We start from the raw sequence: 13,341 nt of genomic DNA on the forward strand, positions 1-13,341 counted from the left end.
CGCGCTCACCGCGCCGCGAGCGCGAGCACCGCTTCGACTTCGTTGAGGTCCACCGGCTTGATCAGATGCGCGTCGAACCCGGCGGCGCGCGTGCGGGCCATGTCCTCGTCGGAACCGAGGCCGGTCATTGCGGCGACGATGACGTGCGCGCCGCCTGCGCCCGCCCGCTCGCGAATGCCGCGAATCACGTCGAAGCCGGTCACGCCAGGCATCGACAAATCGAGCAGCACCACGTCGGGCCGCCGCTCGTCGAAGCGGCGCATCGCCTCTTCGCCGTCGTAGGCCGCGCGGGCGGAATGGCCGAGCATGTCGACGACGAGCGTCATGCTGTCGGCGGAATCGCGATTGTCGTCGACGACGAGCACCTCCAGTTGCCGATTCGCCGACGGTTCAGGCGCGGCCAGTTTTGGCGGCTCGTGCGCCGCCGCCTGGGCGAGCGGCAGCCACAAGCTGAAGACGCTCCCCTTGCCCGGGCCGTCGCTTTGCGCCTCGACGTGGCCGCCATGCAGTTCCGCGATCGCCCGCACGAGCGTCAGCCCGATGCCCAGGCCGCCCTCGTCCGCATGGGCGCCGGGCGGATGTTCCTGCACGAACAGATCGAACACGGCGCCGAGCGCATCGGCGGAAATGCCGCGTCCCTGATCGATGACACGCAACAGCGCCGTGCCGCCGCGCGCTCCGGCTTCGAGCGTGATCGTCGATCCGGCCGGGCTGAACTTCGACGCGTTGTTGAGCAAGTTGTTGAGCGCCTGCACGAGCCGCGTCGGATCGCCGTTGACGAAGACACGCTGCCCCGTGTGTTCGACGACGAGCCGCTGCTGCCGCGCGTCGAACGAGGGCTGGCTGGCTTCGGCGCTCAGATGCACGACGTCCGCGATATCGACGACATCCGTTGTCAGGCGAATCTTTCCCGAACTGACGCGGCCCGCTTCGAGCAGGTCGTCGACGAGCTTCGTCAGATGCGCGAGCTGCCGGTCGACGATCTGGCGGCTGCGGATCACGTCGGAATCGTCGGAGGCTTTCAGTTTCAGGATGCTCACCGCGTTGCGGATGGGCGCGAGCGGATTGCGCAATTCGTGGCCGAGCAGCGCGAGGAACTCGTTCATGCGCCGGCTCGACGCCTCCAGTTCTTCGAGGCGCCGGCGCGAAGTCATGTCGCGCGTGATCGCGACGAAATCCTGCGCGCTGCCTTCTTTCGACGGCATCGCGCTTAGCGTCACGTGCGCCCAGAACTCCGAGCCGTCCTTGCGCACCCGCCAGCCTTCGTGTTCGACGCGGCCGTGCTCGATCGCGCGCCGGATGATGTCGCCGGGGCGGTCGCGGCCCAGTTCGTCGGGGGTATAGAAGAGCGCCAGATGGCGGCCGATGGCCTCCTCGGCGGTGTAGCCGTACAGCGCGTGCGCGCCGTCGTTCCACGAGCGCACGATGCCGTTCGAATCCAGCATGTAGATCGCGTAGTCGCTGACCGAATCGATCAACAGGCGCAGACGCTGATTCGCTTCAGTGGCGCGCAGGCGGTCCGTGATGTCGTGAATGAAGCAGGTGAACTGACGCTGGCCTTCATACCAGACTTCGCTGATCGTCAGTTCCGCCGTGAACTCGCTGCCGTCGCGGCGTCTCGCGGGCAGTTCGACCCGCGTATCGATGACGCGCGCCTCGCCGGTCGCCAGATAGCGCGTGAGCCCGGCGCGATGCGCGGCGCGATGGCGTTCGGGCACGATGAACTGCGCCAGTTCCTGATTCATCACTTCCTGCGCGCGCCAGCCGAACAGTTTCGTCGCCGCCTCGTTCCAGTAGATGACCATGCCGGCTTCATCGATGGAAACGAACGCAATGTGCGCGTTGTCGAGCACGGTGCGGCGGCGGCGCAGCGCATCCGCGAGCTTTTTCTCGAACTCGACGCGCAGCGACGATTCCACGCTCAGCGTCGCGCTGACGCTCGCGTGCTGTTCGACGAGCCGGCGATGCTCCTGCGCGATTTCTTCACGCGCGATGGTTTCGGCGATGCACGCGCAGAACGCGTTGAGAATCGCGATATCCGCCTGGCCGAATTGTTCGGGCTCGCCGGAAATCAGCTTGAGCACCGCGACGGAGCGGCCATCGTAGATGACGGGCGCGACGACCATCGACGCCGCGCCGACCGCCTGGCACGCCGCGCGGTCCACGCGATGGTCGGTCGCGGTGTTGCGGCTCACCAGCGCCTCTTGCCGCGTGATGCACAGGCCGGACAGGCTGCCCGCGGACGGCAGTCTCGTGCCTACGTGACGCGCGGCTGCGCCGCTCGCCGCGCGATACACGAGCTCGTCGCCTTCAATCCATTCGATCACGGACGAAGAGACGTCCGCGACTTCCCGCAACGTATCGGTGACTTTTTGAAGGTAGTCCGGCAGGGGCAGCCGGGAATGAGCGAGGCTCGCGAACGTGGCAAACCACCGCTCGAAATGCGCGCGACGATTGTGATGGGCCTTGGTTCTTCTATCCGTTGATGAAGTCTCGTATTGAAAACGCATGGCCCGTTTATGCATCGGTGGAACGCGAATCAATCGCGGAGAGTATCGGCGGTATATCGTCCGCTAATTGGAACACAAAACACAGTCAAACGTTTGCTTAAAAGTGAGGCGAGAACGTTTATTCGTCTGCTAATTGAAGATCGGTAAGCCGTACTGAAGAATCGAACGACTGTTCAATGGAGAGACGGTAAGAACGGGGCTATCTTGCAGTCAATGCGGTAAATATCACGCGACCGCCGTCTCATCCGATGCGGGCAGTGCCGCTTCCGTGCGGCTCGCCGCGACCCAGCGGCTTTTGCCCGAGCGCTTTGCGGCGTAGAGCGCGTTGTCGGCATCGCGCAGAACGCCGTCGAGTTCCGTGTGATTGCGATCGAACATGGCAACGCCGATGCTCGCGCCGATCACCAGTTCGCCGTCGCCATCGGTATGGAAAGGCTTGCCAAGCTCGATCACGAGCCGGTCCGCCAGCACGAAAGGATCGGCGTGCGGCGGCGCGACAATGACGAATTCATCGCCGCCCAGACGCGCGACCAGCGCGCCGTCGCCCGCGAGGTGCCGAAGGCGGCGCGCCACGAGCGCGAGCAGCGTGTCGCCGACTTCGTGGCCGCGCGCGTCGTTGATCGCCTTGAAACCGTCGAGATCCAGATAGAAGAGGGCATCGAACGCATTCTCGTCTGCACGGCCGTAGCGCATGCGAAAGCGCACCGCCTGAAACAGCCCGGCACGGTTGAGCAGACCGGTGAGTTCGTCATGACGCGCGCGGCGGTCGTTTTCCTGCTCGGCTTTCATCGTCGAGACGAGCATGCGGTTGAGACGCCACGCGGCGGCGCTCATCGCGAAAAGATAGAAAGGGATTTGCAGCAGCGTGAGAAGGAGCGTCGGCTCGCCCGAGAGCAATGCGCCGATGCAGCACGGCCCGAGCGATAGAAAGATCATCACGGCGACGAGACGCGGCGCGGCGAAATTGCGGAAACAGATGCCGCCGACCATCGCGGCCGCGGAGAGGAAGGAGAGCGTCGCGGCCACCCAGTCGCCCGACAGCACGCTGACGAGCGCGCCATAGCCCACTGTCGCGCCCCACAGCGGCGCAAGCAGCACGTAGGTGTCGGTCAGCGTCGATTTGCCCGACCGGGCACGGCGGCGCGCGACGATCAGCACGACGAGGCGCGCAAGACAGACGGCGATTTCCAGCGCGAGCCACGCATTGAATGCGAAGGACGGATGCCGCCGCTGCAGCACCCACGCGACCGCAATCGTATTGAAGACGCCGCCCGCAAAAATCGGCAGCGTGCCGAAGAGGCTGCCGACGAGCGCGGCGCGGATCGCACGCGGAATGTCGGGACCCGCATGCAGCAGCCACGTCGCCGCACGTCCGCGCGGAAGGGTGAAGGATTCGATCTGTTGGTCCATAGGTGCGATGTGCGGCGGTCGGGCGACTGCGTGACCTTCGGGACTTGTGTCCCACCCATCGGATAACGGAGTGGAAAGGATCGAACTTTATGGTCGCGCCCTTTGTTTCAGGGGCGAATGGATTGCCAATCGTTTGCGCGGACTGTGGGCGTTCAATCCACGCGTGCTGAGCCAGAAAGCGAGTGCGAGGAAAGCCGTCAGCGATTCATGCGGCGGCGCTGCGTCCCGCCTCCACGATCTCGTCCATCAGCAAGCGCACGCCCGCTGAAAGCTGCGCATCGCGGCGCGTGACCATCTCATACGGCTCGCTTTTCGATGTGAACGCGAGCGGCAACGTGCACACGACCCCATGCGCCGTGCAAAAACGCGCGACATCGACGGATACGAGCGCCACGAGCGACGGATTCTTCTGCAACAACGCGAGCGTCGCGAAGGCGGACGTGGTTTCCAGCAGATGCGACGGGAAGCGCAGCCCCGCGTCGTGGAACTCGCGTTCGAGCAGCAGGCGCATCGGCATATTCGCGCGATACACCACCCAGCGATGCCGCGCGAGATCGCTCAGCGCGACGCGGCGCCGCTTCGCGAGCGGATGATCGACATTCGCGATCACCGCAAGCGTTTCCTGCTGTACGGCGACGCTGTCGTACAGATACGGCGTCTGGCTCACGCTCGTGCGGCACACGGCGACATCGAGCCGTCCTGCGTCGATGAGCCCGAGCAGGCTCGCACTCGTATCCTCGACGATCTCGACCGACATCTCCGGCTGACGCGCGCTCGCGGCGGTGATCGCATCGGTGACGAGCGGCACCGCGCCCATGATCACGCCCACGGACACGCGCCCGCCATAGCCGCGCATGATGCCGACGATCTCTTCACGCAGATGCGCGATATCCGTATGAATCAGCCGCGCATAACGGATCACGCAATGCCCGACCGCGTTCGGCTCCAGCCCGCGATGCGTCCGCACGAAAAGCGGCGTGCCGAACGTCGTTTCTATTTCATGCAGCGCCTTGCTCGCGCCCGGCTGCGTGAGCGCAAGCTGCTTCGCCGCGCCGAGCAGCGAGCCGCGTTCTTCCAGCGCGATGAGCAGGCGCAACTGCCTGACGTGCAGGCGCGAAAGAATGGAATTGAGCGATGGCGTCATGAGGGAAAGTTATACCCGTATCACATGCCGTCAGTATCGCGGAGGCGACGGCGTCCGTATACTCGGTCAACCGCTATAACCTTTCGTCATTGCACATGGCCCTGATCAATTACATCACGCAGATTCAGTTCGACTTCGGCGCGGTGCGCCTGCTCGCCAGCGAGTGCGAGCGTTTCGGCATTCGCCGTCCGTTGATCGTGACCGATGCGGGCATCCGCGCGGCGGGTTTGCTCGACAAGGTCGTCGATGCGCTCGGCCCGCAATTCACCGCACCGGTTTTCGACGCGACGCCGCCGAATCCGAACGAAGCCGCAGTGCGCGCGGCCGTCGCGCTGTATCGCGCGAATGATTGCGATGGCGTGATCGCGGCGGGCGGCGGCTCGTCGATTGATCTGGCGAAGGGCGTCGCTGTCTGCGCGACGCACGAAGGGCCGCTCGCTAGCTTCGCGGTGATCGAAGGGGGGCTTGCGCGCATCACGGCGGCGACCGCGCCGGTCATCGCCATTCCGACGACGGCCGGAACCGGCAGCGAAGTCGGCCGGGGCGCGATCCTGATTCTCGACGATGGCCGCAAGGTCGGCGTGATCTCGCCATATGTCGTGCCGAAGGTGGCGATTTGCGATCCGGAACTCACATTCGGCCTGCCGCCGATGCTCACCGCCGCGACCGGCATGGACGCCATCGCGCATTGCCTCGAAACGTTCATGGCCCCCGCGTTCAACCCGCCCGCCGACGGCATCGCGCTGGACGGCTTGTGGCGCGCGTGGCGGCACATCGAGCGGGCGACGCGCGACGGTTCCGATCGCGCCGCGCGCTCGAACATGATGAGCGCATCGATGCAGGGCGCACTGGCGTTCCAGAAGGGCCTCGGCTGCGTGCACAGCCTGAGCCATTCCCTGGGCGGCATCAATCCGGAGCTGCATCACGGCACGCTGAACGCGATCTTCCTGCCGGCGGTCATTGCGTTCAACAGCTCGGCCCCGTCGATGGCCGATGAGGACAAGCTCGCGCGCATCGCTCAGGCGATGGGCCTCGCTGCCGGCGATGACGTCGGCGACGCCATCCGCAAGATGACCGCGACGCTCGGCTTGCCGCGCGGCCTCGCGGAACTCGGCGTGACGCGCGACCTGTTCCCGCGCATCGTCGCGGGCGCGCTGAAGGATCACAGTCACAAGACGAATCCGCGTGAGGCGTCGAGCGACGATTACATCGCCATCCTGGAAGCGTCGATGTAAGGCCGGAGCGCATGACGATTTGCTGCGGCGCAACAAAGGACTAGGGGAAAACCCTAGTCTTTGTTACAATGCGCAGCAAATTCTGGATTTACTGTCATGCGCACCCGTTACGTCATTCTCGAAAAGATCGCTTTTACGTTGCTCACACTGTCCGCCGTTGCCGATGCCAGCTACATCACCTGGGAGAAGCATCCGAACTTCCGCGAAAACGTCACGGAATTCGTGAAGATGAGTTCGGATCTGAACTACGCGACCGCGACCATCGACGGCTCCACGATGATGCCGCTCGCGTTCAACTAAGCACTCGCGACACATCCAATACCCGCTATACGGCCCCGCGTCGCACGACGCGCGCGGCTTGTCCTATGCTGGCGGCTTCCTTTGCGTAGCCGCCGCGCATGTCCTTCGCTCTTCGCACCGACGCCGCATCCGGCGAACCACTCCGTAGTTTCGCTCGTTCTCTCGGGCAAATCGTCCTTCAGCGCAATGCCGCAACAGGCGCGCTGCTGTTCGCGGGCGTCCTGCGTGCGAGCCTGCGGCTTGCGTGCGCGCTGGTGATCGGGGCAATCGTCGGCAAGGTGATCACGCTTATCACCGAAGACGCCGATTCCCCCGCGTTCCGCGACGATCTTTACGCCTTCAACGGCGCGCTTGCCGCGCTCGCGGCGTTCACCTTTGTTCCCGATGCGTCGCAGGCGACGGCTGTCGCCATTCTCGCGGCGATGTTCGCGACACTGCTCGCGAGCCCGCTCACGCGGGTTCTTTCGCTTCGTGGCTTGCCGATGTTTTCCAGTCCGGCGATCATCGTCACCTGGTGCTGGATGCCGTTGCTTGCCGATCGCGGCGAAGTCGGCGCGCTCGGGCCGGTGCCGGCCGGCGTGGCCGCGCTGACCAAGGCCGCGTTCGGCGGGCTCGCGCCGATCGTGTTTGCATCGGGCGCGATTGCGGGCGCGTTCATCGCGGCGGGACTGCTCGCCGCCCGGCCGGCACGCGGGGCGTCGGCGCTCGGCGGCAGCGCGATCGGCGCTGCGCTGCATGCGTTATGCGGCATGAGCGATGCCGTCGTGCTGTCCGGCGCGTGCGGCTTCAACGCGGCGCTGGCCGCGCTCGCGACGGCATCGCTCGGTGCGCGCCATGCGTTCATCGCGATTGCGCTGGCGGTAGCGATCGAGCGCATCGCGGATTGCCTCGGGGTGGCGGCGCTGACCGCGCCGTTCGTGCTCGCGTCGTGGACGGTGATGGCCGTTGCGCGGCGCGTCGAGAAAATATCGAAAGGAGAATCGCATGTCGTTCACCCACACGTTCGAGCGCAGGATCGATGAAAGCGGGCCGCGCCCGGCCGCCGAAACGGCGACGCGCGTCGATCTGGCGGCGGCGTATCGGCTCGTCGCGCTGAACGGCTGGGACGATGTCGTCTACACGCACATTTCCGCGAGCGTGCCGGGCGAGCCGGGACGCTTTCTGATCAATCCGTTCGGCCTTGCGTTCGATGAAGTCACCGCGTCGAATCTGGTGAAGATCGACATCGACGGCAACGTGATCGGCGAAAGCGCGCATCCGGTGAACGCGACCGGCTTCGCGCTGCATGCCGCCGTGCACGCCGCCCGCGCGGATGCCGCCTGCGTGATGCATCTGCATGTGCGCGAGGCGATCGCGGTGTCGGCACAGCCGCATGGCCTGCTGCCGGCGTCCCAGCACGCGATGCGTTTTCACGGCCACCTCGCGTATCACGATTACGAGGGTCTTGCGTTCTCGCGTGCTGAAGGCGAGCGGCTCGTCGCGAGTCTCGGCGCGCACCGTGCGATGCTGTTGCGCAATCACGGGCCGCTTACGCTCGGGCGCACGATTGCCGAGGCTTATGTGCTGATGGATATGCTCGTCAAGGCATGCGATATTCAACTGCGCGCGCTGGCGGGCGTGAGCAAGATGATCGTGCCGACGCCCGATATCGTCGCCCGGACGGCGGCGCAACTGCACGACGGCGACGCCATCGAAGGCGCGCTCGAGTGGCCCGCGCTTCTGCGCAAGCTGGAGCGCATCGATCCGTCGTATCGCGATTAACCCGTTTCAAGGAGGAATCAACGCAATGCCGACTTTCAACATCCAGCTCTTCGAAGGCCGCACGGCGGAAGAAAAGCGCAAGTTCGTCGAGGCGATCACGCGCACGACATGCGAGACGCTCGGCTGCGAGCCGGGGTCGGTGGATATCATCCTGACGGACGTGAAGCGCGAGAACTGGGCGACCGCGGGCAAGCTGTGGTCGGACCAATAGCGCATTGAAAGAACGCGGCGGCGTTGCACCGCCGCGTTCGCCTTGATGATTACATCGTTTCTTTCGCGGCGAGGCGGAACTTGTGCAGCAGCGGTTCCGTATAGCCGTTCGGCTGCGTGCGTCCTTCGAAGACGAGCGCGCATGCCGCCTTGAACGCGTACGAACTGTCGAAGGCGGGCGCCATCGGGCGATAGTACGGATCAGCTTCGTTCTGCTGATCCACGACCGCCGCCATCCGTTCGAGCGTCGCGCGCACCTGCTCTTCGGTGACGATGCCATGCCGCAGCCAGTTCGCGATGTGCTGGCTCGAAATGCGCAGCGTCGCGCGGTCTTCCATCAGGCCGACATTGTGAATGTCCGGCACCTTCGAGCAGCCGACGCCCTGATCGATCCAGCGCACCACATAGCCGAGAATGCCCTGCGCGTTGTTCTCGATCTCGTTCTTGATATCGTCTTCCGACCACGTCGCCTTTTCGACGACGGGAATCGTCAGGAGGCCGTCGAGCAGTTCGTTCTTCACGCCTTCATAGTCGATGCTTTCCATCTCCCGCTGAACGCGCTGGACGTCGATCTGATGGTAATGCAGCGCATGCAGCGTGGCGGCCGTCGGCGAGGGCACCCAGGCGGTGTTCGCGCCGGCCTTCGGATGCGCGACCTTTTGTTCGAGCATCGCGCGCATGAGATCGGGCATCGCCCACATGCCCTTGCCGATCTGCGCGCGCCCGCGCAGCCCGGTGTTCAGCCCGACGAGCACGTTGTTGCGCTCGTAGGCGGCGATCCATGCCGACGACTTCATGTCGCCCTTGCGCATCATCGGGCCGGCTTCCATCGACGAATGCATCTCGTCGCCGGTGCGATCCAGAAAGCCCGTGTTGATGAACGCGACGCGCGCCCTGGCCGCCGCGATACACGCCTTGAGGTTGACGCTCGTGCGGCGCTCCTCGTCCATGATGCCCATCTTGATCGTATGACGCGGCAGCCCGAGCAGGTCTTCGACGCGCGTGAACAGCTCGTCCGAGAACGCGACTTCGGCGGGGCCGTGCATCTTCGGCTTGACGATATAGATGGATCCGGTGCGCGAGTTGATCTTGTTCTTCAGATCATGCATGGCGCCGAGCGTGGTCATCACCGCATCGAGGATGCCTTCGGGGATTTCGTTGCCGTCGCGATCGAGCACGGCCGGGTTCGTCATCAGATGGCCGACGTTGCGGATGAACAGCAGCGAGCGGCCATGCAGCTTCAGCGTGCCGCCATTCGGTGCGGTGTATTCGCGGTCCGCGTTCAGGCTGCGCGTGAAGGTCTTGCCGTTCTTCGAGACCTGCTCCGACAGTTGGCCCTGCATCAGTCCCAGCCAGTTGCGATAGAGCTGCGTCTTGTCGGCGGCGTCGACGGCGGCGACCGAATCCTCGCAATCGATGATCGTGCTCACGGCCGCTTCCATCAGCACGTCCTTGACGTGCGCCGCATCCGTCTTGCCGATGGAGTGGTTCGCGTCGATCTGAATCTCGAAGTGCAGATCGTTGTGCTTGAGCAGGACGGCGCTCGGCGCGGTGGCATCGCCCTGGAAGCCGGCGAATTGTTCTGGATTCGCGAGGCTGCTTCTGCCGTCTTTCAGCGTGACGACGAGCTTGCCTTGCTCGACGCTGTATTTTGTTGCGTCGGCGTGCGAGCCGTGGGCGAGCGGCGCGTTGTCGTCGAGGAAGGCGCGCGCATAGGCGATGACTTTCGCGCCGCGCTTCGGGTTGAATTCGGCGGTGCGCTCGGCACCGTCGCTGTCGTCGATGACGTCGGTGCCGTAGAGCGCATCGTAGAGGCTGCCCCAACGCGCGTTCGCGGCGTTGAGCGCATAGCGCAGATTCGACAGCGGCACGACCAGTTGCGGCCCGGCCTGCTCGGCGATCTCGCGGTCGACGTTGGCGGTGGTCGCCTGGACTTGCGCGGGCGTCGGGACGATGTAGCCGATGTCGGTCAGAAACTTGCGATACCCGCGCAGATCGCGCACCGGGCCGGGGTTGCTGCGATGCCAGTTGTCGAGTTCCGATTGCAGGCGATCGCGTTCGGCGAGCAGCGCGCGGTTCTTCGGCGCGAGGTCGTGCACGAGGGCATCGAACCCTTGCCAGAAGGATGCGGCATCGACGCCCGTGCCGGGGATGGCTTCTTCCTCGACGAACTTCGCGAGGCTCGATGCGACTTTGAGGCCGTGCTGTTGAGTCATTTCGTTCATGGGCACTCCGGCTGATTGCTGCTACATAGGGATTCGGGGCTGGGGGTATGGTAGCGCGGAATGCGGGAAGGTCGAAGCGACGGCAGGGAGGCAATGCACGTGCCCGAGCGGCGCGTCGGCGCAGCGTGTGCGACGCCTCGATTCTCAAATGCGGGGAGTTGTGTCGTCGGGATAAGCGTCGCAGCCAGCGACGCTCGTGGGGTGTTGATGCGGTGCGCGCGCCGGCCTGGCGGGCATATCGACGCGGCACGAAACCCGGCCTTTCCACGCGGAAAGACCGGGCCAAAACGAACGATCAGCCGCCCAGCAAATCCTCGATCATCACCGGCAACTTCCGCACCCTGACCCCGGTCGCGTGATACACCGCATCGGTAATCGCGGCCGCAATCCCCGCCAGCCCGATCTCCGCGATGCCCCGCGCGCCCAGTTCGTTGAACACGGTATCCGGATGATCGAGAAACGTCACATCGAGTTTCGGCGTGTCCGCGTTCGTCGCGATCACGTAATCCGCGAGGCTGCTGTTCACCGGCGCGCCGCTGCGCTCATCGTAGGAAGTGTGCTCGAACAGCGCCATGCCGACGCCCATCACCACCGCGCCTTCGATCTGATTGCGCGCCGCACGCGGATTCAGAATCTTGCCGCCGTCGATGACCGTGACGACGCGGCTCACGCGCAGACGCGCCGTCGCCGGTTCCCACGTGACTTCCGCGAAATGCGCGCCGTAGGAGTGAATGGACCAGTCCTTCTTGAGCGGATCGTCGAAGCCGCCCTTCGCGCTCGCGCTGCCCGATGCCGCATGCATCCTCGCCGCTTCGAGAATCCGCGTGTACGGCACGCCGTTCTCCGCAGCCTCGCCCTTGCGATGCACCCGCCCGCCGCTCAACGTCAGTTCCTCCGCCTTCACGCCCGCGAACGGCGATCCTTCCGCCGCGCTCGCCCGCGACAGCACGATCTCGACAGCAGCCCGTGTCGCATCCGATACCGCCGGAATCACCGATGCCGTCGCCGCCGAGCCGCCCGATATCGGTCCGACCGGCAACGCGGTATCGCCGAGGGCGACTTCGATCCTGTCGAGCGTAATGCCGGTCTGCTCCGCGACGAGCTGCGCGAGGATGGTGTACGTGCCCGTGCCGATATCCTGCGTGCCGCACACGACGCGCGCCGTGCCGTCCGCACGCAGATCGACGCTCGCCTCCGCCGAGAAGCGCAAGCCCGGCCAGCTGCACGCGGCGACGCCCCAGCCGAGCGTGAGGCCATCGCGCGTCATCGAGCCGACTTCCGGCGTGCGCCGCGACCAGCCGAATTTCTCCGCGCCCAACTTCAGGCACTCGACCAGATGCCGCGACGAAAACGGCAAGCCGCTGCTCTCGTCCTTGCTCGGTTCGTTGGCGAGCCGCAGTTCGACCGGATCGATCCGCAGCGCGAGCGCAAGCTCGTTCATCGCCGATTCCACCGCGTAAAGCCCCGGCACCGCGCCCGGCCCGCGCATCGACGTCGGCGAGCCGACATTGCGCTTCACCGAGCCGCCCGTCACGCGCAGATTGGCCGTGCTGTACATCTGCGGCGTGGCTTCGCCGCAATCTTCCGTGTATTCGTCCGCGAGCGCGGCGTGATTCAGGAAGTCGTGCCGCAGAGAAACGAGCCTGCCATCCTGCGTCGCGGCGAGCCGCATGCGCTGCTGCGTCACCGGACGATGCCCCACGTTCTGGAACATCATCTTGCGGCTCAGGACGAGTTTCACCGGCCGTCCGGTCTGACGCGTCGCGGCGGCCGCAAGCAGCGAATGCGGCCACATCCACAGCTTGCCGCCGAAGCCGGAGCCGAGATAGCGGGAAATCACGCGCACTTTCTCTTTCGGCACGCCGAGCATCTGCACGAGCGTGCCGCGATGGTTCGCCACCGCCTGGCTCGTTTCGTAAAACGTGTAGCTGTCGCCGTCCCAGTGCGCGACCGTCGCGTGGAGTTCGATCGGATTGTGCGTTTCCGTCGGCGTCACGTAGGTCTCGTCGATCTTGACGGGCGCGCTGTCGAATGCGCCATCGGGATCGCCGCGTTCGCTCTGGACCTCGGGTTCGCTGTCGGCCGCGAGCGTCGCGCTGACATCGTGCGGCGCGACTTCATAGCCGACCTTGATCGCCGCCGCTGCCGCGCTCGCGGCCTCGAACGTCTCCGCGATCACGCACGCGACGTACTGGCCGTAATAGCGGATTACGTCGTCCTCGAAAGGCGGACGCTGTTCGTCGACGTAGCCGTCCACGAACGAATTGGCGGGTATGCGATACAGCCGCCCGATATTGCCGCGATGCAGAACGAGCTTGACGCCCGGCATCGCCTGCGCGGCGGCGAATTCGAGCGACGTGACCTTGCCGCTCGCGATGGTGCTGCACACCGGCACCGCGTACAGCATGCCGGGCAAGTCGACATCGGATGTGTAGGTTGCGCGGCCGCTGACTTTCAGCGGTCCGTCGATGCGCGAGTGCGGCCGTCCGATGAATCCGTTGACGGACGGTGATACGTCGGGCGCGGTGGACATGGATACGTTCTCC

The 13,341-nt window shown here is 65.2% G+C and carries 10 protein-coding genes; 5 read left to right on the plus strand and 5 right to left on the minus strand.

The window, feature by feature from the left end; genetic code table 11:
* Nucleotides 1-5: 5 nt before the first annotated feature.
* From LDZ21_RS21345 to LDZ21_RS21355, 3 genes are all read right to left on the minus strand, one after another.
* Nucleotides 6-2,510, minus strand: coding sequence for a hybrid sensor histidine kinase/response regulator (locus LDZ21_RS21345; protein WP_244796669.1), 2,505 nt, complete (start codon nt 2,508-2,510; stop codon nt 6-8).
* A gap of 225 nt (nt 2,511-2,735) precedes the next feature.
* Nucleotides 2,736-3,920, minus strand: a complete 1,185-nt coding sequence (locus LDZ21_RS21350; protein ID WP_244796671.1) for a GGDEF domain-containing protein — start codon at nt 3,918-3,920, stop codon at nt 2,736-2,738.
* Between the two features lie 205 nt (nt 3,921-4,125).
* The gene (locus tag LDZ21_RS21355) at nt 4,126-5,064 is read right to left on the minus strand and encodes a LysR family transcriptional regulator (RefSeq protein WP_244795912.1); all 939 of its coding nucleotides are present in this window, start codon (nt 5,062-5,064) and stop codon (nt 4,126-4,128) included.
* 95 nt (nt 5,065-5,159) lie between these two features.
* Here LDZ21_RS21355 and LDZ21_RS21360 point away from each other — a divergent pair, with 95 nt between their 5' ends.
* The 5 genes from LDZ21_RS21360 to LDZ21_RS21380 all read left to right on the plus strand — a co-directional run bounded on the left by LDZ21_RS21360 (nt 5,160) and on the right by LDZ21_RS21380 (nt 8,571).
* Nucleotides 5,160-6,299 carry a 4-hydroxybutyrate dehydrogenase gene (locus LDZ21_RS21360; RefSeq protein WP_244795913.1) on the plus strand — a complete coding sequence of 380 codons (1,140 nt, stop codon included), beginning with the start codon at nt 5,160-5,162 and terminating at the stop codon, nt 6,297-6,299.
* 96 nt (nt 6,300-6,395) lie between these two features.
* Nucleotides 6,396-6,599, plus strand: a complete 204-nt coding sequence (locus tag LDZ21_RS21365; RefSeq protein ID WP_244795914.1) for a hypothetical protein — start codon at nt 6,396-6,398, stop codon at nt 6,597-6,599.
* A gap of 98 nt (nt 6,600-6,697) precedes the next feature.
* On the plus strand, nt 6,698-7,621 hold the full coding sequence (locus LDZ21_RS21370) for an urea transporter (protein ID WP_244795915.1): 924 nt from the start codon (nt 6,698-6,700) through the stop codon (nt 7,619-7,621).
* Nucleotides 7,584-8,360: a class II aldolase/adducin family protein gene (locus tag LDZ21_RS21375; protein WP_244795916.1), complete on the plus strand. Its 777-nt coding sequence runs from the start codon at nt 7,584-7,586 to the stop codon at nt 8,358-8,360. Before LDZ21_RS21370 ends, LDZ21_RS21375 begins: the two co-directional genes overlap by 38 nt.
* A gap of 25 nt (nt 8,361-8,385) precedes the next feature.
* Complete coding sequence (locus tag LDZ21_RS21380) at nt 8,386-8,571, plus strand: 4-oxalocrotonate tautomerase (protein WP_035960104.1); 186 nt, start codon at nt 8,386-8,388, stop codon at nt 8,569-8,571.
* Between the two features lie 49 nt (nt 8,572-8,620).
* Here LDZ21_RS21380 and LDZ21_RS21385 read toward each other — a convergent pair whose 3' ends face one another.
* Nucleotides 8,621-10,795 carry a malate synthase G gene (locus tag LDZ21_RS21385; RefSeq protein WP_244795917.1) on the minus strand — a complete coding sequence of 725 codons (2,175 nt, stop codon included), beginning with the start codon at nt 10,793-10,795 and terminating at the stop codon, nt 8,621-8,623.
* Nucleotides 10,796-11,090: 295 nt separating this feature from the next.
* A complete protein-coding gene (locus tag LDZ21_RS21390) occupies nt 11,091-13,328 on the minus strand; it encodes a xanthine dehydrogenase family protein molybdopterin-binding subunit (protein WP_244795918.1) in 2,238 nt (745 codons plus the stop codon).
* Nucleotides 13,329-13,341 lie beyond the last annotated feature (13 nt).

The organism is Caballeronia grimmiae, assembly GCF_022879615.1.
GTDB lineage: Bacteria > Pseudomonadota > Gammaproteobacteria > Burkholderiales > Burkholderiaceae > Caballeronia > Caballeronia grimmiae.

Excerpts from the sequence above, each read along its gene's own strand:
- LDZ21_RS21385 (WP_244795917.1), bottom strand. The coding sequence starts at position 10,795 with ATGAACGAAATGACTCAACAGCACGGCCTCAAAGTCGCATCGAGCCTC.
- LDZ21_RS21360 (WP_244795913.1), top strand. The coding sequence starts at position 5,160 with ATGGCCCTGATCAATTACATCACGCAGATTCAGTTCGACTTCGGCGCG.
- LDZ21_RS21370 (WP_244795915.1), top strand. The coding sequence starts at position 6,698 with ATGTCCTTCGCTCTTCGCACCGACGCCGCATCCGGCGAACCACTCCGT.
- LDZ21_RS21350 (WP_244796671.1), bottom strand. The coding sequence starts at position 3,920 with ATGGACCAACAGATCGAATCCTTCACCCTTCCGCGCGGACGTGCGGCG.
- LDZ21_RS21375 (WP_244795916.1), top strand. The coding sequence starts at position 7,584 with ATGTCGTTCACCCACACGTTCGAGCGCAGGATCGATGAAAGCGGGCCG.
- LDZ21_RS21365 (WP_244795914.1), top strand. The coding sequence starts at position 6,396 with ATGCGCACCCGTTACGTCATTCTCGAAAAGATCGCTTTTACGTTGCTC.
- LDZ21_RS21380 (WP_035960104.1), top strand. The coding sequence starts at position 8,386 with ATGCCGACTTTCAACATCCAGCTCTTCGAAGGCCGCACGGCGGAAGAA.
- LDZ21_RS21390 (WP_244795918.1), bottom strand. The coding sequence starts at position 13,328 with ATGTCCACCGCGCCCGACGTATCACCGTCCGTCAACGGATTCATCGGA.
- LDZ21_RS21345 (WP_244796669.1), bottom strand. The coding sequence starts at position 2,510 with ATGCGTTTTCAATACGAGACTTCATCAACGGATAGAAGAACCAAGGCC.
- LDZ21_RS21355 (WP_244795912.1), bottom strand. The coding sequence starts at position 5,064 with ATGACGCCATCGCTCAATTCCATTCTTTCGCGCCTGCACGTCAGGCAG.